The 21,004-nt window shown below is 71.0% G+C and carries 22 protein-coding genes; 8 read left to right on the top strand and 14 right to left on the bottom strand.

Annotation, left to right across the window (positions count from 1 at the left end):
* Window positions 1–68 precede the first annotated feature (68 nt).
* From REH65_RS22150 to REH65_RS22135, 4 genes are all read left to right on the top strand, one after another.
* Entirely contained in the window at window positions 69–1,046 is a 978-nt protein-coding gene (locus tag REH65_RS22150) for an ABC transporter substrate-binding protein (RefSeq protein ID WP_406688929.1), read from the top strand.
* A 137-nt stretch (window positions 1,047–1,183) separates the two neighbouring features.
* The gene (locus REH65_RS22145; RefSeq protein WP_406688928.1) at window positions 1,184–1,366 is read left to right on the top strand and encodes a hypothetical protein; all 183 of its coding nucleotides are present in this window, start codon (window positions 1,184–1,186) and stop codon (window positions 1,364–1,366) included.
* A gap of 193 nt (window positions 1,367–1,559) precedes the next feature.
* On the top strand, window positions 1,560–1,976 hold the full coding sequence (locus REH65_RS22140) for a TipAS antibiotic-recognition domain-containing protein (RefSeq protein ID WP_281455015.1): 417 nt from the start codon (window positions 1,560–1,562) through the stop codon (window positions 1,974–1,976).
* Between the two features lie 141 nt (window positions 1,977–2,117).
* Entirely contained in the window at window positions 2,118–3,503 is a 1,386-nt protein-coding gene (locus tag REH65_RS22135; RefSeq protein ID WP_406688927.1) for a DNA polymerase IV, read from the top strand.
* Here the strand turns inward: REH65_RS22135 and REH65_RS22130 are convergent.
* The 3 genes from REH65_RS22130 to REH65_RS22120 form a co-directional block, all read right to left on the bottom strand.
* On the bottom strand, window positions 3,433–4,164 hold the full coding sequence (locus REH65_RS22130) for a hypothetical protein (protein ID WP_406688926.1): 732 nt from the start codon (window positions 4,162–4,164) through the stop codon (window positions 3,433–3,435). The genes REH65_RS22135 and REH65_RS22130 overlap by 71 nt on opposite strands.
* A gap of 90 nt (window positions 4,165–4,254) precedes the next feature.
* Entirely contained in the window at window positions 4,255–5,442 is a 1,188-nt protein-coding gene (locus REH65_RS22125) for an acetyl-CoA C-acetyltransferase (protein ID WP_406688925.1), read from the bottom strand.
* A 239-nt stretch (window positions 5,443–5,681) separates the two neighbouring features.
* On the bottom strand, window positions 5,682–6,539 hold the full coding sequence (locus REH65_RS22120; protein WP_406688924.1) for a hypothetical protein: 858 nt from the start codon (window positions 6,537–6,539) through the stop codon (window positions 5,682–5,684).
* A 279-nt stretch (window positions 6,540–6,818) separates the two neighbouring features.
* On the opposite strand from REH65_RS22120, the gene mce reads away from it, so the two are divergent.
* Window positions 6,819–7,268 (top strand): methylmalonyl-CoA epimerase, encoded by a 450-nt coding sequence (gene mce / locus REH65_RS22115; protein ID WP_406688923.1) that lies wholly within the window; start codon window positions 6,819–6,821, stop codon window positions 7,266–7,268.
* 75 nt (window positions 7,269–7,343) lie between these two features.
* Here mce and REH65_RS22110 read toward each other — a convergent pair whose 3' ends face one another.
* The 3 genes from REH65_RS22110 to REH65_RS22100 all read right to left on the bottom strand — a co-directional run bounded on the left by REH65_RS22110 (window position 7,344) and on the right by REH65_RS22100 (window position 10,970).
* Window positions 7,344–9,647 carry a penicillin acylase family protein gene (locus REH65_RS22110; protein ID WP_406688922.1) on the bottom strand — a complete coding sequence of 768 codons (2,304 nt, stop codon included), beginning with the start codon at window positions 9,645–9,647 and terminating at the stop codon, window positions 7,344–7,346.
* Between the two features lie 151 nt (window positions 9,648–9,798).
* Window positions 9,799–10,431 (bottom strand): TetR/AcrR family transcriptional regulator, encoded by a 633-nt coding sequence (locus tag REH65_RS22105; protein WP_406688921.1) that lies wholly within the window; start codon window positions 10,429–10,431, stop codon window positions 9,799–9,801.
* A 155-nt stretch (window positions 10,432–10,586) separates the two neighbouring features.
* A complete protein-coding gene (locus REH65_RS22100; RefSeq protein ID WP_406688920.1) occupies window positions 10,587–10,970 on the bottom strand; it encodes an SPW repeat protein in 384 nt (127 codons plus the stop codon).
* Between the two features lie 176 nt (window positions 10,971–11,146).
* Here REH65_RS22100 and REH65_RS22095 point away from each other — a divergent pair, with 176 nt between their 5' ends.
* Both REH65_RS22095 and REH65_RS22090 read left to right on the top strand, forming a co-directional pair.
* The gene (locus tag REH65_RS22095; protein ID WP_406688919.1) at window positions 11,147–12,703 is read left to right on the top strand and encodes a M protein; all 1,557 of its coding nucleotides are present in this window, start codon (window positions 11,147–11,149) and stop codon (window positions 12,701–12,703) included.
* Between the two features lie 104 nt (window positions 12,704–12,807).
* Window positions 12,808–12,981 (top strand): hypothetical protein, encoded by a 174-nt coding sequence (locus REH65_RS22090; RefSeq protein WP_406688918.1) that lies wholly within the window; start codon window positions 12,808–12,810, stop codon window positions 12,979–12,981.
* A gap of 3 nt (window positions 12,982–12,984) precedes the next feature.
* Here the strand turns inward: REH65_RS22090 and REH65_RS22085 are convergent, their stop codons facing one another.
* Complete coding sequence (locus REH65_RS22085) at window positions 12,985–13,803, bottom strand: alpha/beta fold hydrolase (protein ID WP_406688917.1); 819 nt, start codon at window positions 13,801–13,803, stop codon at window positions 12,985–12,987.
* Window positions 13,804–13,961: 158 nt separating this feature from the next.
* On the opposite strand from REH65_RS22085, the gene REH65_RS22080 reads away from it, so the two are divergent.
* Window positions 13,962–14,489 (top strand): GNAT family N-acetyltransferase, encoded by a 528-nt coding sequence (locus REH65_RS22080; protein ID WP_406688916.1) that lies wholly within the window; start codon window positions 13,962–13,964, stop codon window positions 14,487–14,489.
* A 34-nt stretch (window positions 14,490–14,523) separates the two neighbouring features.
* Here the strand turns inward: REH65_RS22080 and REH65_RS22075 are convergent, their stop codons facing one another.
* The 7 genes from REH65_RS22075 to REH65_RS22045 form a co-directional block, all read right to left on the bottom strand.
* The gene (locus REH65_RS22075) at window positions 14,524–15,273 is read right to left on the bottom strand and encodes an alpha/beta hydrolase (RefSeq protein WP_406688915.1); all 750 of its coding nucleotides are present in this window, start codon (window positions 15,271–15,273) and stop codon (window positions 14,524–14,526) included.
* A gap of 63 nt (window positions 15,274–15,336) precedes the next feature.
* A complete protein-coding gene (locus REH65_RS22070) occupies window positions 15,337–15,651 on the bottom strand; it encodes a hypothetical protein (RefSeq protein WP_281455029.1) in 315 nt (104 codons plus the stop codon).
* 26 nt (window positions 15,652–15,677) lie between these two features.
* Window positions 15,678–16,652: a DUF3558 family protein gene (locus tag REH65_RS22065; RefSeq protein ID WP_406688914.1), complete on the bottom strand. Its 975-nt coding sequence runs from the start codon at window positions 16,650–16,652 to the stop codon at window positions 15,678–15,680.
* Window positions 16,653–16,795: 143 nt separating this feature from the next.
* The gene (dhaM, locus tag REH65_RS22060) at window positions 16,796–17,482 is read right to left on the bottom strand and encodes a dihydroxyacetone kinase phosphoryl donor subunit DhaM (RefSeq protein WP_406688913.1); all 687 of its coding nucleotides are present in this window, start codon (window positions 17,480–17,482) and stop codon (window positions 16,796–16,798) included.
* Complete coding sequence (gene dhaL / locus REH65_RS22055) at window positions 17,479–18,117, bottom strand: dihydroxyacetone kinase subunit DhaL (RefSeq protein WP_406688912.1); 639 nt, start codon at window positions 18,115–18,117, stop codon at window positions 17,479–17,481. The genes dhaM and dhaL overlap by 4 nt, the downstream gene beginning before the upstream one ends.
* A 14-nt stretch (window positions 18,118–18,131) precedes the next feature.
* Window positions 18,132–19,127 (bottom strand): dihydroxyacetone kinase subunit DhaK, encoded by a 996-nt coding sequence (gene dhaK, locus REH65_RS22050; protein ID WP_406688911.1) that lies wholly within the window; start codon window positions 19,125–19,127, stop codon window positions 18,132–18,134.
* 197 nt (window positions 19,128–19,324) lie between these two features.
* Window positions 19,325–20,833 carry an aldehyde dehydrogenase family protein gene (locus REH65_RS22045; RefSeq protein WP_406688910.1) on the bottom strand — a complete coding sequence of 503 codons (1,509 nt, stop codon included), beginning with the start codon at window positions 20,831–20,833 and terminating at the stop codon, window positions 19,325–19,327.
* Between the last annotated feature and the right edge of the window lie 171 nt (window positions 20,834–21,004).

The raw sequence follows: 21,004 nt of genomic DNA, 5'->3' as shown, positions 1-21,004 counted from the left end.
CTCGTTGACAAACCGATTCCTTGGAACCGAAGCCTTTTTCAACACAGAGTCGTGTGGAGGTCGTTTCGATGAGAACGCACAAGGGACTGCTGGCGCTGGGCGCTGCGGCACTGCTGTTGGCCGGCTGCGGTTCCGGGCAGATCGGTGATTCGGGCGGGCAGACCGACCCGAACAACAAGAACCTGGCCCTGATCACCGGTCAGCGAGGGGAACCGTTCTACGTCTCCGTCGAGTGCGCCGCGCAGCAGGAGGCCGCGGCGCAGGGCTACCAGCTCAACGCGCAGGCGCCGGAGAAGTTCGAGCAGGCCGAGCAGTCGCAGATCCTCGGCGGCATCGTCAGCAGCAAGCCGGGCGCGGTGATCATCGCTCCGACCGACGACAAGGCCCTGGCGGCTCCGCTGCAGCAGGCGAAGGGCAACGGCATCCAGGTCGTCGAGGTCGACACCGCGCTGGAGGACCGGTCCGTCGCGGTCACCTCGCTGTCCTCGGACAACTACGCCGGTGGGCAGCTGGCGGCGCAGACGCTGGTGCAGCTGCTGGGCGGCAAGGGCGGTTCGGTCCTGGCGCTCAACACCAAGGCCGGCACTTCCACCACCGACGAGCGCGCCAAGGGTTTCGAGGACGAGATCCGCAAGCACCCGAACCTGAAGCTGCTGCCCACCCAGTACACCGAGAACGAGCCGGCGACCGCCGCGCAGATCGTGTCCTCGACCCTGGCGGCCAACCCGGACCTGGTGGGCGTGTTCGGCACGAACCTCAACACCGGTGAGGGAGCGGGCACGGCGCTGTCAAACGCGGGCAAGTCCGGCCAGGTGCAGCTGGTGGGCTTCGACGCCAGCCCCAAGCAGGTCGACGACCTGCGCAACGGTCGGGTGCAGGCCCTCATCGCGCAGAACCCCGGCAAGATCGGCCAGGAGGGCGTCAAGCGCGCCATCTCGGCGATCAAGGGTCAGCCGGTGGAGCGGGAGACCAAAACGGAGATGATCTCCATCACCCGCGACAACATGGACCAGCAGGCCCAGTACTTCTACAAGTCGCAGTGCTGATCCCGATCGGTTGATCGGGAGGTGCCCGTCTCGCCGCGGTGAGGCGGGCACCTTCGTCCCGCGGGCCGTGCGGCGCGAGCACGGGAACCTTCCTGTCACACCTGCGCGTCGTCGCAGCTCGCGGTTACCGTGGGGGCATGGCCGCAATCGGTGAGATGTTCCCCGGTCGCAAGCTCAAGCACGAGGGCGATCAGGACGGCGTGTCCCGGAAGCACGATCCCGGGGGTCCGCTGGACCTGGACAAGGGCGTGGTGTTCCTCTCACCGCGCGAACCCGCCGCGAAGCAGGACCAGGAGCAGGACGACCGCCCGCAGGACTGACCTCCGCTGCTCGGACTCCGCGTGGCAGTCACAGACTGGTCGCGGATCCGGTGGATCACGCACCGCGTCCGATCGCCTCCGCTACTGTGCCACGGGCAGTTGACGCAATTCGCTCGAAAGAGTCTTCGGTCGTCACTGCCCGTTGGCCGTGTGGAACGCGTGGTGCGCGCGTGATCGAAGCAAGGGGGATGCCGTGCAGCCGAACAACCTGTCCGGGAGCGCCGCTCTCGAACAGACCGAGGCGGTCGAGGACGGCACCGCGCTGATCGGAAGCCTCACCCCCGCCGGCGCCGGGAACATCAGCCCCGCGCAGAAGCAGGCCATCGCACGCAAGATCGGCCAGGACTGGCAGCGGATCAGCTCCGCGGTCGCCGAGCTGTTCGCCACCGGCGTCCCCAGCAACGACCCCCGCACCCAGCAGGTCGTGCACGACCACTACCAGTGGCTCGGCCACTTCTGGACCCCCGACCGCGCCTCGTACCTGCGGCTGGCCGAGATGTACGTCAACCAGCCGAAGTTCCGGCACCGCATCGAACGCCGCAAGCCCAAGGGCATGGCCGCCTACCTCCGAGACGCCATGACCACCTACGCCTGGGCGCGCCTGCGCTGACCCCGCCGGGCCGCAGCGTGACAGGAAGGTTCCCCTGCACCGGTCACGCTGATCGCGAGGTTCCCCCGATCCGGACCCGGGACGGCGCTCACGGCCCTGCCTTGCGGGCCGTTGTCGGTCCGTTCGAGTTCAATGAACCCCATGAGGTGGGTGCTGCACATGGACATGGACGCGTTCTTCGCGTCCGTGGAGCAACTCACCCGGCCCACCGTGCGGGGACGTCCGGTGCTGGTGGGCGGGCTCGGGCCGCGGGGCACCGTCGCCGGCGCCAGCTACGAGGCCCGCGAGTACGGGGCGAAGTCGGCGATGCCGATGGGCGAGGCGCGCCGCCGCTGCCCGATCGCGGTGGTGCTGCCGCCGCGATTCCGCGTCTACCAAGCGGTGAGCCGGCACGTGCTGGAGATCGTGCGGGAGGTCTCCGACGTGGTGCAGCAGGTGTCGGTCGACGAGGCGTTCCTCGAACCCACCGAGCTCGCCGGGGCCTCGACCCGGCAGGTCGAGGAATTCGCGGCCGCGCTGCGCGCCCGCGTGCAGCGGGAGGTCGGGGTGGTGGCCTCGATCGGCGCGGGCCCGGGCAAGCAGCTGGCGAAGATCGCGTCCGGTCTGGCCAAACCCGACGGCATGCTGGTGGTGCCGCCCGAGGAGCAGCTGGAACTGCTGTGGGCGCTGCCGGTGCGCAAGATGTGGGGCATCGGTCCGGTCACCGAGTCCAAGCTGCACCGCATCGGCGTCAGCACCATCGGTGAGCTCGCCGCGCTGCACCCGCAGGACGTGACCTCGCTGCTCGGGCAGGCGGTCGGCGGTGAGCTGCACCGCTTGGCCCAGGGCATCGACGACCACCCGGTGGCCGAGCGCGCCGAGGCGAAGCAGGTCAGCGCGGAAACGACCTTCGACACCGACATCACCGACCGCGCAATGCTGCTCGCCGAGGTGATGGGGCAGGCCGAGAACGCGCACCGGCGGCTGGTGTCGTCCGGGCGCGCCGCGCGCACGGTGACGCTGAAGGTGCGCGACTCGGATTTCACCACGATCAGCCGGGCCGAGACGTTCTCCTCCGCGACCAGCGAACTCCACACCCTCTCGGCCGCGGCACGCCGCCTCCTGCCGATCGCCGTGCCACCGGGCACGCCCGTGCGGCTGGTGGGCGTCTCGTACTCGGGTCTGGCGACCTCCGAGCAGGAGTCGCTGTTCGACCACCCCGCCGACCCGGACGACGCCGCGCAGCCGGAGGCCGAAGCGCCCGACCCGGTCGAGACCCCGGGGCCCGCGACGCGGCAGTGGCGGGCCGGCGACGACGTCCACCACGCCGAACGCGGTCACGGCTGGGTGCAGGGCGCCGGGCACGGCCGGGTCACGGTCCGCTTCGAGACCGCGGCCACCGGCCGGGGCGTGGCGCGGACCTTCTCGGTCGACGACCCGCAGCTGGTCAGCGCCGACCCGATCGACAGCCTGGGGCTCAGCCCTGCGGCGGACGAGGCAGGTGACGCCGGTACTGGCCGACCCACTTCTGCGGAGCGATGTCCTTGATCGCGGCTTCGAGGTCCTTCGGGAGCCTGCTGAACGGCGGCAGGTGGAAGCGGTAGCGGTCCGGCGGCAGCCCCTGCACGGTCGGCGGTTCCTCGACCCACCAGCGGTCGAGCTCGGGGTGCCGTTCGGCGAAGCCCGCGTCGGCCGGGTAGATCTCCAGCGCACGACGGCGCTCCGGGTTCACCGGGCGCTTGTTCTCCACCCACGGCAGCGCTCCGATGCCCACGGCCTGGATCTCTCGCCAGTCGACGCCGACGACCTCGCCCATGGTGCGCGCGTAGAAGCCGCTGCGGTCGATCAGGAAGCCGCGTCCGCGCAGCATGCCGCGCGAGCCCATCACGAACCACAGGAACGCGACGCCGAAGACCAGCTGCCAGAACCACATGCCCGCGGTGCTGCCGTTGTTGACCAGGGTCGCCGCGATCAGCACGGTGCCCAGGCCGCTGATGCCGCCGCCGATGAGCAGCGAGCGGAAACCCGCGGCGCTGACGTCGACGTCGTGGGCGTCGGCACCGAGCAGCGTGGGCGCGGGCGCCCCGGCCGGCGGGCGGTGCGGCTCCGCCGCCGGGCGCCCCGAGGTGTAGCGAGCGGTGCCGCGCGGGATCGTGCGCGTCGGCTCGCTCCAATCAGCTCGTTGCCATCCGCCTGGAAGCCATCTCATGCGTTCCAGGGTAGCCACGAACCAGACAGTTGATCATGGAGGTGGGCAAATCCCCGGGTCCCTCTCAGGGATTTACCGGGGAAACCCGGATCAGGCGGACGGGACGTTCAGCAGCAGCGCGTCACCCTGGCCACCGCCGCCGCACAGCGCGGCGGCACCCGTTCCGCCCCCGCGCCGCTTGAGCTCCAGCGCCAGGTGCAGGGCCAGCCGGGCACCGGACATGCCGATCGGGTGTCCCAGCGCGATCGCGCCACCGTTGACGTTGACCTTGTCCTCGTCGATGCCCAGCTGGCGGGTCGAGACGATGCCGACCGCCGCGAAAGCCTCGTTGATCTCCACGAGGTCCAGGTCACCGGCCTCGACCCCGGCCTTGCGGCAGGCCTTGGCGATGGCGTTGGACGGCTGCTCGTGCAGGCTCGCGTCCGGCCCGGCGACCACGCCGTGCGCGCCGATCTCGGCCAGGTAGTCCAGACCCAGCTCCTGCGCCTTGGCCTTGCTCATCACCACGACCGCGGCGGCGCCGTCGGAGATCTGCGAGGCCGAGCCCGCGGTGATCGTGCCGTCGGCGGCGAAGGCCGGGCGAAGCTTGCCGAGCGTCTCGACAGTGGTGTTACCGCGCACGCCCTCGTCGGTGTCGAACACCACCGGGTCGCCCTTGCGCTGCGGGATCTCGACCGGGGTGATCTCCTCGGCGAACGCTCCGGAGGCGATCGCGGCCGCCGCGCGCTGGTGGGAACGGGCGGAGAACGCGTCCTGCTCCTCGCGGGTCAGCCCGTGGCGCGAGTTGTGCTTCTCGGTCGACACACCCATCGCGACCTGGTCGAACGCGCAGAACAGACCGTCGTGGGCCATGTGGTCGAGCATCGTGGTGTCGCCGTACTTGAAGCCCTCGCGGGACCCGGTGAGCAGGTGCGGCGCCTGGGTCATCGACTCCTGGCCACCGGCCACGACGATGTCGAACTCACCGGCGCGGACGAGCTGGTCGGCCAGCGCGATCGCGTCGAGCCCGGACAGGCAGACCTTGTTGATGGTCAGCGCGGGCACGTCCATCGGGATGCCGGCGGCCACCGCTGCCTGGCGGGCCGGGATCTGACCGGCTCCGGCGGTCAGCACCTGGCCCATGATCGTGTACTCGACCTGCTCGGGCGCGACACCGGCGCGCTCCAGCGCGGCCTTGATCGCGACCCCGCCCAGCTGCGCACCGGAGAAGTCCTTGAGCGAACCGAGCAGTCGTCCCATCGGGGTCCGCGCGCCCGCAACGATCACAGAACCACTCACGACTGCCTCCCGGTCATCGTCGACACAAACGTTCTCGGCTTCGCACCCATCATCACCCGCGAACGCCCTGGGGACCATACCCGCGAACCGCGCGGGCACCGCCTGTGACGACCGCCATAAGCGCGGTGGGCGGGTGAGCGAAAGGTTCCCGTCCTGCGGTTTCGCCGGGGCCGGGGTGACAGGAAGGTTCCCATGCTCACACCGGCCCCGGGCCCCGCGGCGGCTCGGGAGGAACGGGCTCAGCAGTTGCCGGTTCCGGTCGTGGCGTCGCACAGCGACGACTCCTCCGCCCAGGAAAGCTTGCTGCGCGCGTCCACGCCCAGTTCCCGGGAGGCGGACACGTCGGTGTCGGCGCCGGAGTCTCCCTTGAGCCAGTAGCGGACCTCGTAGTCCACGCCGTCCTCGGTGTAGGTGAAGGCGTAGAAGGGGGCGGGCACCGGGGCGGGCCCGTAGTCGGGGGAGGTCCAGGCGTCCTCGCCCTGGGCTTCGGCCGGGTCGACGTAGAGGCAGTCGTACTCGGCGCCTTCGAAGGTGCAGGTGCGCATCTCGGCGCCGCCGTAGCGGTCGACTCCGTCGTCCTTGGTGACGCCGTCGGAGCTGAGCCGCTGGTAGACGTCCTCGCAGGCGCCGGAGTCGCAGGCGTGCCAGTCGCCCCAGGCGGAGGCGCGCGCCTGGGCTTCGCTGTTGCCGGCGTTGATCGCCGAGCAGTACTTGCCGACCATTCGGGGAGCCATCGCGGCGGCCGCGCTGGAGCTGTCGATGGCGGTGGCGGCCGTTTCCTTCGCGCCGAGCCCCGCGGAGTCGAGCTGCCAGATTCCGACGCCGGGGTTGAAGAACAGCCCTTCGGCCCGCTGCTCGGGGTCGGCCAGCGAGGCCTGGTCGTCGTAGCGGGACAGCGTCATCGGCGATGGGGAGGCCCCGGACGGGGACACTTCCGGCCATGTCGTGGACAGCGTCAGGTAGGTGGCGGCGGTGGTGCTGATGCTGCAGTCGGCCTCCCCCGCCGCGGTGGCGGCCGCGGTCTCGACCGCCTCGTACGGCTCGGCGCCGAAGTGCAGCGGTGCGAGGGGAACGACCCAGCCGCGATCGCGGCTCATCTGCTCGGCGCGCGGGTTGGGCCCACCACCGCCGCTGATGGTCCCGTCATCGCCGGCCGCGTGAGCGAGGGGAGCCGTTGTCGCGGCGGCGATGCCGAAGGCGAGGACTGCCCCGGCGAGTCTGCGTTTCCGTTGCGTCTGACCACTTCAACCCCTTCCACGTGAATGGTCCACATGCTCGCCTCTGGATCAGAGCACCCGACTCCGCCTGTTGGGGCAATCCGATCTTCGGATTTCGCCGCTTTTCCCACGGTTTCCGCGACGGTTACGCTGCGACCCATGCGAGCGGAACTGAACGACCTGGTCACGGCAATCGATCACGTGGGCATCGCGGTCCCCGACCTCGACGAGGCCATCGCGTTCCAGCGCGACACCTTCGGCCTGGAGGTGGCGCACTCCGAGGAGAACGAGGAGCAGGGCGTCCGCGAAGCGATGCTGCGCGCCCCGGGCGATGTCACCGGTGCGACCCAGATCCAGCTGCTCGCACCGCTGCGCGAGGACTCCACGATCGCCAAGTTCCTCGACAAGAACGGCCCCGGCCTGCAGCAGCTGGCCTACCGGGTCACCGACGTCGAGGCCGCGATGGCCGCGCTGAAGGCCAAGGGTCTGCGCCTCCTCTACGACGCACCCCGCCGCGGCACCGCGGACAGCCGCATCAACTTCGTCCACCCCAAGGACGCCGGCGGAGTTCTCGTCGAACTCGTCGAACCGGCCGCCACCGGCCACTGATCCCCGAACGCGGACGGCGGGTCCGAAGAGGACCCGCCGCCGTCACGCCTCCTCCCCGTCACGTCGGGAGCCCCATCACGCCGGGACGAGGAGGATTCGTCGTTCCGCGAGGCTTTCGACCGCATCCCGGGTGTAGGCGAGTGGGAAGTAGGTTCCCTTGCGCCAGCGCTCGGCGAGGTCCCGGTAGTGCGGGTCGGACGGGTTGCCGGATTGGCCCGGTGTGTTCACCGCGACCGAACGGTCCCAGTCGCCGACGTCGAGGACCATCCGGAACGACGGACCGTTGGTCTGGCGGAAATCCTTGACGCGGTAGGCGGACTGGTTCACCGTCGCCGACGAACCGCCGCGCGGGAACGGGCCGACGTCGAAGCGGGCGCGCTGGTGCTCGCTGAAAGCGCCAGAGGCGGGGTGCGCGAAGTAGCTGTGGTGCAGTCGTCCCCACCGCCACGTGGTCTCGGCGTGACCCAGGCGCTCGCGCACCTCGGCGTAGGCGGTGCGCAGGGTGTCCAGCAGCAGCCGGTCGCGGGCCGCGGCGTCGGGCAGCCAGCGTCCCGGCCTCTCCAGCTCGGTGAGCATGACGAGGTCGTCGACGGCCTCGATGTGCGCGGCGGCCTTCGGGACCGCGACGCGCGCGAAACCCGGCCCCAGGTGCTTGGACCTCCACACCTCGAACAGGGCCGCCGCCGCGGAATCCGCCCCCACCACCGCGTCCCAGTCGCGCAGCAGCCGCAGCGCGCGGCGCAGATCCGCCTCGCCGCTGTCCACACCGGACAGCAGCGCCTGGATCCGGCGGGCGGGCAGTGACAACTGGTCGTTCTGCAGCAGTTCCGAGTCCCGGACCGCGTGCCGGCGCTGGCCGGAGAGGACCTCCACGATCCGCTGGTGGCGGAACGGGTTGGTCCACTCGTAGCCGAGCCCCAGGTTCTGGTGCCCGGCGGGCAGGTTGAACTGGTTGGCGGTCGCGATGAACCCCTCATCCGGGTTGAGCACCCGCGGCAGGTCGTCGCCCGAGTGGAAACCGTCCCACTCGTAGCGGCCGTCGCCGGGAACCGGCAGCAGCCCGTCGTAGCCGACGCGCTTGGGCGCCAGACCACCCGGGACCCAACCGATGTTTCCCGCCACGTCGGCGTAGACCTGGTTCTCGGTGGGCGCGCCCCAGTTGCGCATGGCGCGGGTGAACTCGGTGAAGTTCCGCGCCCGCATGTAGGCGATGCTGCCGAAGTAGGGCGACATGCCCGGTTCCAGCCACGCGGTGCGCACCGCGTAGGCGAGGTTGCGCTGCCGGTCGACGCGGATGACCGGGCCGTGCCGGGTGAAGGCCAGTTCCACCTCGCGATCGGCTTCGCCGCGCACCCGGACCGGTTCGCGCAGCACCGTCATCGACTCCCAGCCCGAGCCGTAGCGGTAGCGGGTCGCGTCGGCCGGGTCGAGCTCGTAGACGTAGAGGTCCTCCTGATCCATCGGGAAGATCGTGAGCCCGAAGGCGATCGTGCCGTTGTGGCCGATGGAGATGCCGGGCAGCGCGGGCTCCCCCGCGCCGATCACGTCCAGCCCCGGCGCGGACAGGTGCGCGATGTAGCGCAACGAGGGCGTCGAGTAGGCGCGGTGCGGGTCGTTGGCCAGCACGGGACGTCCGGTCGCGGTGCGCTCGCCGCCGACGACCCAGTTGTTGCTGCCCTCGCTGGTGGCGTCGCGGGGGACGCGGCGAATGGAACCTTCCCGGAACTCGACGTCCTGGGTGGCCAGGTCGAACACGTCCAGCACGTCGTCGGGCAGCGCGCAGGGGTCGAACCCGTCCGGGACGACGGTGCGGTGCTCGGGCTGCAGGCCCTGGCGGACGAGGTCGGCCTCCACGCCCGCCGCGCAGACCACGCGGGAGCGCTCGACCTCGCTCTCCAGGTTGCGGGTGAGACCGTGGCTGCGGATGCGCACCACATCGGCCGGTTCCCAGCGCGCGGGCCGGTAGCCGAGGACGCCGAACTCCTCGGGGATCCGCTCGGGGTGCTCGTCGAGCCAGTCGAGGTAGGCGTTGATGCCCCGGGTGAACCGGGTGGCGACGAGCCGGGCGTCGTCGGAGTAGCGCGCCCACTCGGCGTCCATGTCGCCGCGGTAGAGGAACAGCCTGGTCGCGCGGTCCTGCTCGACGTAGTCGGCGCCGAGCACCTCGGCGAGCCGGCCCAGGCCGCGCCGCCGCCACAGGTCGATCTGGAAGAGACGTTCCCTCGCCGCGTTGAAGCCCTGCGCGAGGAACAGGTCCTCCTCGCTGCGGGCGTAGAGGTGCGGAACGCCGTAGCGGTCCTCGATGAGCTCGACCGCCTCGGCCAGCCCGGTCACGGGGTAGGACGCCGGGTCGGGCGTCGCGTCACCGACCGAGGTCATGGCACCCGCCCCGGCGATGCCGAATCCGGTCGCGATGAGTCCTTGCCGACGGGAAAAGCGAACGCGCCCAATGCCCACCCCAACCTCCCGCAGTGATCACCTGCCGGAATGTCTAGTGCCGCGAACGCCCGGCCACAAGGCCGAGAGCGCGTCAGGCGGGCTCGACCGCAGCGCCGAGTTCGAGGGCCTTGGCGATGAACCCGATCTCGCGGTCCAGCTCGTCATCCTCGGTGCGGTGGCGGGCGACCGAGTGCCGGTGGTTGATCACCCGGGCGAGCAGCATGGCGGCCGCCTCGATGTCGCAGCCCGCCAGCCCGCGCGGCATGGCCAGCTCGATGACCCGGCGGATCTGCTCGACGACGACGCCGAAGCGCTGCTGCATGGCTTGGCGCACCGCGTCGTGGGTGTCGGCTTCCCGCCACAGCAGGTGGCTGAGCAGCATCGACGACTCCAGTCGGGCGTCGAGCTCGCTCACCAGCCGCCGGAGGCTGCCCGCGACGTCGCCGCGCACGACGAGGGCGTCGGACTCCACCTCTTCGTCGGGCAGCCGTTCCACGAGCGCGGCCAGCAGGTCCTGCTTGCGGCGGAAGTAGTAGTGGATGAGTCCCTTGGGGACCTCGGCGCGCTCGGCGATGCGGGAGGTCGGGGTCGCGTTGAAACCGTGCTGGGCGAACAGCTCACCGGCCGCGGTGAGGATGCGCTCGCGGGTGCTCGCACCGCGATCGTCGTCGGGGTCCGAAGTGGACGGGCGTCGACGGGCTCGTTCGCCCACCTCGTTCGACATGTGCGCCCGACCTCCTCCTGGCGGGTTGAACGCGAAAGCGCGGCCCGGAGATTACCGCCGGGCCGCGCGATTGTCGCAACCGTGCACTTCCTGCTCGTCACCGCTTCGCACCCGCGCCGAACGCTTCGCGGGACGGAGCGGTGCGGTGGTGGGGATCAGTGCTGCCCCGCGATTCCGCGGTGGCTCGCATTGGCTTCGGGTAGTGCCGCCGCACCGGCGATCACGGCCAGCACGCCGACGATCCACGAGGTCCACGACGCCGCCATCATCTCGGTGTAGCCGAGGACCCACGGGGAGATGAACAGCAGGACGCCGAGCAGCATGTGGCTGTACTCGCTGGTCATCGATCCCGGCATCGCCAGCGACCACACGCTCGCGATGAGCAGCAGCGCGCCCAGCACGATCATCGCCGACATCGCGGAACCGTTCGTCGACGTCCACATGGTGGCGAGGATGAGGTAGGCGCCGAGAACGACCCCGGCCCAGTCCTGCCAGCGAACCCACGGCTTCGAAGCCGAAGCGCTCGACCTGTCGGCCACGTCGATCACCTCCGTTATGTCCGAGTTGACCAGTCCATGTTCACTCTTGGTTGGCCAGCCGGTCAATAGCGGGTTTTTCGCGGGTCGCGACCCCGACCACCCGAGGTGAGGAAAATCCTCCCGAGACCCAGCCGCACCTCCCACAACAACGTCGGCTACCAGGTAGCTTGGTTGTCATGGGCCTTGCCGACGACCGCGATTTGCTGCCACTGGGATCGGGCTTCGATCTCGCTCGCAAGAACGGCTACGACCGCGCCCAGGTCGACGAGCACCTCGAGCGCCTGGACGCCGACATCCGCATCCTCACCTCCGACCGGGATGCCGCGGTGTCGCAGGCCGGCGACCTCTCCAAGCAGCTCGAAGCGGCCCGCTCGGAGATCGAGAGCCTGCGCGGTCAGGTCGATCGGCTGGCCAAGCCGCCGACAACCCTCGAAGGCCTCAGCGAGCGGCTGCAGCGGATGCTGCGCCTGGCCCAGGACGAGGCCGCCGACATCCGCTCCCGCGCCGAGGGCGACGCCGCCCAGATCCGCGCCCGCTCCGAAGCCGAGGCCGTCAACCTGCGCACCCGCTACGAGCGGCTGATCAGCGAGGTCGACAACCGGCGCAGCGAGATGGAGACCGAGCACCGGTCGCTGATGGAAGGCGCCAAGGCCGAGGCCGAACGCATCACCCGCGAAGCCGAGGAGAACCGCAAGCGCGCCGACCAGGAGTCCGAAGCCCACCGCACCCAGGTGGAGGAGGACTTCGAGATCGCGATGTCGGCCCGCCGCACCGAGTCCATGCGGGCCCTCGCCGAGCAGGAAGCCACCAGCAAGTCCGAGGCCGAACGCCGCGTCCGCGAGGCCACCGAGGAGGCCAACCGCAGGCTGCGCGAAGGCACCAACGAGGCCCACCGCCGCGTCCAGGAAGCCACCGACCAGGCGACCACGCTGGTCAGCGACGCCACCGCCAAGGCCGAGAAGCTCGAGAAGGACTCCACCGAGGCCGCCGAGAAGCTCGAGCGCGAATCGACCGAGGCCGCGCACGCGCGCGAGGCCTCCAGCAAGGAAGCAGCGCAGCGCCGCATCCAGGAGGCCAAGCAGGAAGCCGAGCGCCTCGTCGGCGACGCCACCGAGAAGTCCGAGCGGATGATCCGCGAGTGCACCGAGGAAGCCACCCGGCGCATCGACGTCGCCACCCGCGAGGCCAAGCGCCTGGTCGCCGCCACCCGCGCCGACGCGCAGCGCAGGCTCGGCGCCACCACCGAGGAGGTGCAGCGCAGGCTCGCCCAGGCCGACGAGCACGTCCACTCGCTCACCCAGCTCCGCGACACCGTCGCCAAGAAGCTCCGCGACGCCGCGGAACTGCTCGGCCAGACCACGCCGCTGCTGGAACGCCTCGACCTCGAGGACGCCGAGGAGGAGAAGCTCCGCAAGGCCGCGGTGGAAGCCCGCGAACAGGCCCGCAAGGACGCCGAGGAGGCCATCGCCCGCGACGGACGCGAAACCGGCGAGGTCCACGACACCCCCAGCGAGCCCGAGCAGACCGTCACCGAATCGGGCCTGCCCAAGCGCACCCCGGGTCAGGGCGGTTCACCGCGACCGTCGGTCGACCAGTCCACCGACAAGATCCAGCGCAAGCAGCTCTCCGCGGACGAACCGACCCGCCGCATCCAGCTCCCGGTGCCCGGCGAGCAGCAGTCCGAACAGCACTCGCAGGACTCGGACCGGGTGAACGCCAACCAGCAGAGCTGATCGCGTTACCACTGGTCAGGTGACCGCGCGTCATCGTTTCGGAGCAGCGCTCTCTCTATGGGCGAGGTCGGCCGTGAGCCGGCGCCCCAGGAGAGGACCAATCGATGGCGGACAACGACCCCGGAAGTGACACCGCCGGCACCCGGTCGCGCGGACAGCGCGACTCGGGCCGGTACTTCATGTTGCCCAGCGAGACCGCGGAGCGGTTCCGGCGCGAGGAGCGCCAGCCGGAATCCACCCAGCACGCGAAGGACGACGACCGCGGCCGCGATGACTAGCGCTCACACGTCGATGCTCGCCAACCACGGCAGCAGCACCTGAGCCAGAGCGTCCGGTGCCTCCAGCGACGGCAGGTGCCCCACCCCGGACAGTTCGACCAGCTCGCCGTTCGGCAACGCATCGACCATCTCCCGAGCCGCCTCCGGCGGGGTGATGGTGTCCTCGGAACCGACGACGACCATCGCCGGTCCGTCGAACCCGCGCAGCGCGGCGAGGCTGTCAGGCCGAGACGCCATCGCGCGCTGCGCCCAAGCCACCCCGTCGGCGGGCTGCGCCTCGATCAGCGCCCGGAGCTCCTCCACGACCTCCGGGCGCCGCTGGCGCGTGCTCGCACCCAGCAGGTTCGGCAGCATGCTCTCGGCCAACCACCCGGAAATACCCTCCTGCTCGGCACGTGCGGCCACGTTGAGCCGATTGGCCCGCTGCCCCTCGGTGTCGGCGGCCGCCTTGGTGTCCACCAGCAGCAGCCCCGCGACCCGCTGCGGCGCGGCGCGCAGCACCGCCGAGGCCACGTACCCGCCCATCGAGCAGCCGCCCAGCACCACCCGCGGCAACTCCAACCGGTCGAGCAGCTCCACCACGTCCGCCGCGGCCACGTCGACACCGGGACGGTCGACGATCAGCGAGGCCGACCGCTCGTCGACCATGCCGCGCGCCGACAACCCGTCCAGCGCGCTCTCCCCCAGCCCCCGCTGATCGGGCGCGATGATCCGAACCTGCTCCTCCAACCGCCCGCGCAGCGGATCCCACATGCGCGCGTCGACGGGGAAGGCGTGCAGCAGCACGACGGGCGTTCCGGCTCCGGATTCGATGTAGTGCACGGGAACCATCCTGCCGGACGGCCCCCACCTCGGACACCCACCGAGCCGCGCCGACGTGGGGCCGCGCCGAGCATGGGAACCTTCGTGTCACTTTCACGCCTGCGGCAACCCGGAAAATCGGCTGCAGGGCGACCATCACGCCCACTAGCGTGCGGAAGGTGTCCGTCCCCTCGGAGATCCGCACCCGCCGGCTGCTGCTGCGACGTCCGCTGCCCGCCGACACCGAACCGTTCGTCGAGGTGCACACCAGCCCCGACACGCACGTCTTCCCCGGTGTCGCACCGCGCGACCGAGCCCAGTCGCTGCGGTTGCTGGACGGCGTCCAGAACGACTGGGACACCCGCGGCGTCGGCTACTGGACGGTGCTGTCGGTGACCTCCGGCGACGTGCTGGGCTTCGGTGGCCTGCGGGAATGCGTCGACGACGCCGAGGACGTGCTCAACCTGTACTTCCGGTTCCTGCCCGCGGCTTGGGGGCGCGGCTACGCGCCGGAGATGGGCCACGCGGCGCTGCGGTGGGCGCACCGCAACCGCCCCGGGCTGCCCGTCGTCATCGCCACGTCCGTCCGCAACGCCCCCGCGATCCGGGTCGCCGACAAGCTCGGCTTCGGACGAGTCCGGGAACGCCTCCACGAAGGCGTCCCCGAAGTCCTCTACCGGTGGTCGGTTCCCGAGCCGCTGAGGTGAGCACGGGAACCTTCCTGCCACCCCACCGCCTGGTTCAGGAGTTGACGATGGTGACCTGTCGGGTCTCCGACGGACCGTCCCAAGTGCGGGGCAGCGGGGTGTCGACGTCGGGCGCGACGGCCTGCACGATGGCGTCCAGCGCGGCCTCCGCCTTGCCGACCCACAGGTGCTTGGTGTCGGTGAAGCCGATGACCTCCGCCTGCGGGATGAGGGAGAAGCGCTCGCGAGCCTCCTCCGGCCGCAGGTAGTCGTCGAACTCCGGGATCAGGGCGTGCACCGGTTTGCCCGAATCACCCCAGGCTCGCAGGTGGTCCTCGGTGCTCCAGCGCAGCGGCGGCGAGATCAGCACCGCACCCTCCACCAGCGGATCCAGGCCGTGCACGAGGGTCAGGTCGGTGCCGAAGGACCAGCCGACCAGCCACACGTTCGGCAGGTCGTGGAACTCCGCGTACTCCAGGGCGGCCGCCACGTCGAAGCGCTCCGAGTCGCCGTTGTCGAAACTGCCCTGGCTGCGTCCGGCCTCGCTGGCGGTGCCGCGGGTGTTGAAGCGCAGCACCGCGATGTCGGCCAGAGCGGGAAGCCGGAACGCGGCCTTGCGGTAGATGTGCGAGTCCATCATGCCGCCGTGGGTGGGCAGCGGGTGCAGGCAGACCAGCGTGGCCCGCGGCTGCCCGGACTCGGGAAGGGCCAGCTCACCGATCAGTTCCAGCCCGTCAGCGGTGTGCAGGGTGATCTGCTCGCGACGGGCGGGCAGCATCGTGTTGGCGCGGATCTCGGTGCTCATCGGACCCGATCCTGCCACGAACGGGTGGCCTGCTCGTGGTGACCTGCTCTGCTGTGGTGCGGACTACGACCAGCGACGAGTCGGGCCGCGTCGGGCGCGGGCCTTCCAGCAGCCGGTGTGCCAGTGCCTGCGCTCGTCGACGCCGCCGAGCTCCGCTTCCGGCCACGCCACCACGTGGGCGATGCCCGCCTGGATCTCGTGGTCGCAGCCCGGGCAGCGGTAGATCTTGGTGGCCTGCGCTGCGGGAACGGTGCGCACCATCCAGTCACCGTCCGGCCCCTGCTCGACGCGGGACGCCCCGTAGGCGGTGCCGGCTCCGCGGTGGCTGGTGTCCGCGCGGAGACCCTTGTGGCGCTGCTGTCGATTGCGTCGAGGCACGACAACAACGGTAACCGGTTCGGCGCTCAGGGATTCGCAGGCGGCAGGCTCGGCCACGCCAAGCGCGCCAGGCCCCGGGCGTAGGCGCAGGCGTCGGGACCTGTCTCACCGGGCACCGCGACGACGAGCTGAGCGACCTCGACCTGCCCCGCGACGGTCCCGAACGGGATGTGCGGGGTCTCCGCCGAGCACAGGGGAACCCGCGGGTCACCGCCCACGACGCTGAGCACGGTGGGACGCCCGTCCACCTGCTCTTCCACCGCGGCCCCGTGCAGGATCCTGGGCGGTTCACCCGCGGTGTGCTGCAGCTGCACGCGCGGGGAGTCCGCGGACTGCTCACCCCACGAGCACTGGTGGCCGCCGACGGCCGGTCGGGGGCGCGCTTCTTCCAGACCCGGCACCTGGTTCACGGCGGCCGTGTCCAGCACGGTGCACGGGTCGACCAGGGCCAGCGAGTTCGGCGGGTAGTCGCGATGCCCGGCCCTGCCCTGCTGAACCGCGTCGGCAACCGACTCGGCCCCGGCATCGGCGATGCCGCACAGCCCCGCACCGGGTTCACCACCGAGCAGATCGGCGCTGACCTGCAAGGAAACACCGTCGCCGAACCGCACCTGGCGCGTGCAGTGCCCGGGGACGGGCGCGTTCTGCGCGATGCGCAGCGCTCCCCGCTGCACGACGGGATCCCCCGGCCGGCTGCTGTCGGGGCCGGCCAGCTCACCGACGGCCAGCTGGACGAGCGTGCCGTCGTCGGGTTTGACGTGCAGCAGGCAGTAGTCCAGCGACACCGTCCCCGCGTTCGACACCGCGCCGAAGCGCTGCAGCGCTTCGGTATCGGTGAGCGTGCAGGGATCGAGGGTGCGGAGGTCACCGAGCATCGCGCGCGCACTCGTGTCGACCGGTCTGGAACCGCCGGTCGGAGTGGTGGGCTGCGCGGTGCACGCGGCGATCAGCACCCAGCACAGCACCAGCAGCAGCATGCCTCGGTGGCGACGCGGCGACATCGACTCAGCCTAGCCCTCGATGACCTTGGAACACAGCGACCGACACCGGCGTGAGCGAGGGAACCTTCATGTCACCACCGCGCGCACGAGGGAACCTCCCTGCCGCGGAGATGACAGGAAGGTTCCCTCGCACTGGTCCGCGGCTACTCGTCGAAGTCGCGGCGGGCGAGGTCGATGATGCGCTCGACCGCTTGGACCGCGTCGGGACCGTCGGCGGTCAGCGTGAGGTGGTCGCCCTTGCGGGCGCCGAGCCCCATCAGGCCGAGGACGCTGGCCGCGTCCGCCTGCTTGTCGCCGAGGGCGATCTTGACCGTGGCCTGCAGTCCGGTGAGGCTGCGGGCCAGCAGTGCGGCCGGGCGTGCGTGCAGACCGACCTCGTTGGTCAGTTCCAGCTCGCGGGTGACCTGGCCGGACTCCGGTTCCGAACCGGCCGGTTCGGCCGCTGCGGAGTCCGCGCTGCCGCGGGCGCTCTCCGCCGCCCGGGCCACGGTCTTCATGTCGTTGCCGCCCTGGGCCGACACGGCTGCGGCAACGGCTCCCTCCACCAACGGGGCGTCCACGACCAGCGCGCTGTCGGGATCGCCCAGCGTCTCCACTGCGAGATCGGCGACCATCTGCGCGCTGCCCAGGTCGTAGAGCACGACAGCGCCCGATCCGGTGTCGGCGTCCGACAGCGCGGCCGAGACCTTCTCGAAGTCGGTGCCGATCCCGCCGTCGGGCAACCCGCCTGCCGGGACGATGCGCACCTCGGGGGCCATCTGCGCGGCGAGTTCCGCGACTCCCTCCGCGAGGCCGGTGCTGTGCGAGACGACGACCAGTCCCACGCTCATGAACGGGCTCCTGCGGCTTCGGCGAACGCGGTCAACAGCAGCGCGGTGGAACGCGCACCCGGGTCGATGTGCCCGGCGCTGCGCTCTCCCAGGTAGGAGGCGCGTCCCTTGCGGGCGACGAGCCCTTCGGTGTCCTGGGCGCCCTGGTGCGCGGCCTCGGCCGCGGCCGCCAGCACCTTGGCCCCGTCGGCTCCGGACTCGGCCGCGTTGCGGGCGGACTCGACGGCGGGCGCGAGCGCGTCGATCATCGTCTTGTCGCCGACCTCGGCGCGGCCGCGCCCGACGACGCCCTCCATCCCGGCCTGCAGCGCCGCGGCCACGGCCCGGCCGTCGAGCTCGGTCTCGTCACCGACCGCCGTGGCCGCGCGCAGGAACGCCGTGCCGTAGAGGGGACCCGATGCCCCGCCGACGGTGGAGATGAGGACCGTGGCGGCGAGCTTCAACGTGGCGGCCGGGGTTTCCGGGCCGGCCGTCTCCAGCTTCGCGATGACCGCGCGGAACCCGCGGTCCATGTTCTCGCCGTGGTCGGCGTCGCCGATCTCGCGGTCCAGCTGGATCAGCTCGTCGCGGTGCTCGGCGACCACGGCGGCACCCGCCCGCAGCGCCGCGGCGATGTCCTGTGCTGTGCAACCCATTCCGGGACTCCTCCTCACCAGTGCAGCGCCGCGGTGTGCACGGGCGCGTCCCAGAGCTCGGTGAGCTCGTCGTCCAGTTTCAGCAGCGTCAGGCTCATGCCCTGCATCTCCAGGCTCGTCACGTACGGGCCGACGAGTCGCCGGCGCACGGTGATGCCGCGCTCGGCGAGCAGCCGCTCGGCGACGCCGTGCGCGAGGTACAGCTCAAGCTGCGGGGTACCGCCCATGGAGTTGGTGAACAGCAGCACCTCGTCGCCCTCGACGAAGGGCAGGTCCTCCAGGATCGGGTCGAGCAGCTGCGCCACGATCTCGTCGGCGGTCCCCATCGGCACCCGGGCCCGACCGGGCTCGCCGTGGATGCCGATGCCGATCTCCATCTCGTCATCGGCGAGCTCGAAGCTCGGCTGCCCGGCGTGCGGCACGGTGGGGGCGCTCAGCGCCATGCCCATCGACCGCACCTGGGAAACGACCTTGCGGGCGAGTTCCTCGCACTTGTCGAGGCCGTCGCCTCGCGCGGCCGCAGCACCGACGATCTTCTCGACCATCACCGTGCCGCCGACCCCGCGACGCCCGGCCGTGTGCGTGGAGTCCTTGACGGCGACGTCGTCGTCGATGACGACGCTGCGCACGTCGATGTCCTCGATGCCGGCGAGTTCCGCGGCGGTCTCGAAGTTGAGGACGTCGCCGGTGTAGTTCTTGACCAGCAGCAGCGCACCGGCACCGCCGTGGGTGGCGGTGATGGCCGCCTGCACCGCGTCCGGGGTCGGGGAGGTGAACACCGCGCCCGGCACGGCCGCGGCGAGCATGCCCGCGCCGACGAAACCGCCGTGCAGCGGCTCGTGGCCCGAACCGCCACCGGAGATGACCGCGACCTGCCCCGCCACCGGGGCGTCGGCGCGGACGATCACCGCCGGATCGGTCTGCACCCGGAGCAGTTCGGGGTGGGCCGCAGCCACGCCCCGCAACGCTTCGGCGACCACGTCCGTCGGATCGTTGATGATCTTCTTCACCCGCTGGCCTCCCTGCCTGCGCTCCCGCTGCCGAAGTCACCTGAAGGACTCGGCGCGATCAACCGTGCGCGGTCAACTCTGCACGGGACGAGCGCCCGCGCGCATCCCCCTCGGTCAGGGAGGGGGATGCGAGCAAGGGAACCTTCCTGTCACCACGGGCGCAAGCCAAAACACCGACCGCGGTGGTCCCGATCCGCTCAGCGACCGCGCATGACCTTGATGAGCTTGACGACGGTGCGGACGGTGCCCTTGGGGCGGGCGAAGCTCATCGGGTTGAGCGGGATCTTGAACTTGGTGCGGGTGACCGACTGCGGGCGGGCGAACTCGCGCAGGCCGTCGGCACCGTGGATCCGGCCGAAGCCGGAGTCGCCGACGCCGCCGAACGGCAGCGCGGGCACACCGGCGAAGGCGATCACCGAGTTGACCGCGACCATGCCGCTGCGCAGCCGACGCGCCAGTTCCAGGCCGCGGGCGCGGGAGAAGACGGTGGCGCCCAGCCCGTACTTGGTGGCGTTGGCGAGGGTGACGGCCTCGTCCACGTCACGCACCCGCTGCACCACCAGGGTCGGGCCGAAGGTCTCCTCGGTGACGGCGGCGGAGTCCTCGGGGGCGTCGGCGATCACCACGGGCTCGACGAACGGCGGGCGCACCGAGTCCCGGCCGCCGATCACGGCGCGGCCGCCGCGGGTGATGGCGTCGTCGATGTGGTCGCGGATGATGTTGACCTGCGAGGCCATCGTGATCGGGCCGAAGTCGGCGCCGGGCTCACCGCCCGGACGCAGCTTGGCGGCGCGGTCGCTGACCATCTTCAGGTACCGGTCGGCGACGGCTTCGTGCACGTAGACGCGCTCGACGCCGATGCAGGTCTGGCCCGCGTTGGACATCGCGCCCCACACCGCCGCGTCGGCGGCGGCGGCGAGGTCGGCGTCGGAGTCGACGATGAGGGCATCCTTGCCGCCGCACTCGACGAGCACCGGGACGAGGTTCTCCGCGCAGGAGGCCATCACGCGCTTGCCGGTGGCGGTGGACCCGGTGAAGGCCACCTTGTTCACACCGGCCTGGCACAGGGCGGCGCCGGTCTGCCCGAACCCGGTCACCAGCTGGAACACCGGGTGCTCGGGTACGGCCTCGGCGAAGCTCTTGACCAGCCACTCCCCGACCCCGGGGGTGAGCTCGCTGGGCTTGAACACCACGGCGTTGCCCGCGGCGAGCGCGTAGGCGATGGAGCCCATGGGCGTGAACGCCGGGTAGTTCCAGGGGCCGATGACGCCGACGACGCCGTACGGGAGGTACTCGACCGTGGCGGTCTGGTTGGACATCAGCACGCCGGGCGAGACCTTGCGGCGCTTGAGGACCTTCTCGGCGTTGGAGGTCGCCCAGGCGAGGTGGTCGATGACCAGGACCAGTTCGAGCTTGGCGTCTTCGAGCGGCTTGCCGGTCTCGGCGCAGATCACGCCCGCGAGCTCGTCCAGGCGTTTGACCAGCAGTTTCCGCCAGCGGTCGAGATGCTGCTTGCGGCCGGAGAAGCCGAGCGCATCCCACGCCACCTGCGCTTCGCGCGCTGCCGCGACCCGGTTGCCGACCGTCTCCGCGTCGTGGATCGGATGCTCGCCCACCACCTCACCGGTGCGCGGATCGATCGACTCGAACGTCTCGAACCGCGCGTCGGCGATCTCCTCGACGTTCCCACGGGCGGTCTGGGTCATGGCCGGCCTCCCACCATTACGACGGTCGTTGTCACGATGCAGCCTACGAAATCACGGGTCGGGAAAGAACCGTCCTGTACCGCCCGACTCATGTGCTGGACACGGGGCGTTGACCACTGGTCCACTTGTCAGCTGCGTTCCGGCCGCCACCGTAGCCAGCGGATCTTGAAA

Origin of the sequence: Saccharopolyspora sp. ID03-671 (assembly GCF_045278815.1) — a bacterium.
GTDB classification, from domain to species: Bacteria; Actinomycetota; Actinomycetes; order Mycobacteriales; family Pseudonocardiaceae; genus Saccharopolyspora; species Saccharopolyspora ipomoeae.
This window is presented reverse-complemented; position numbering and strand designations above follow the sequence as displayed.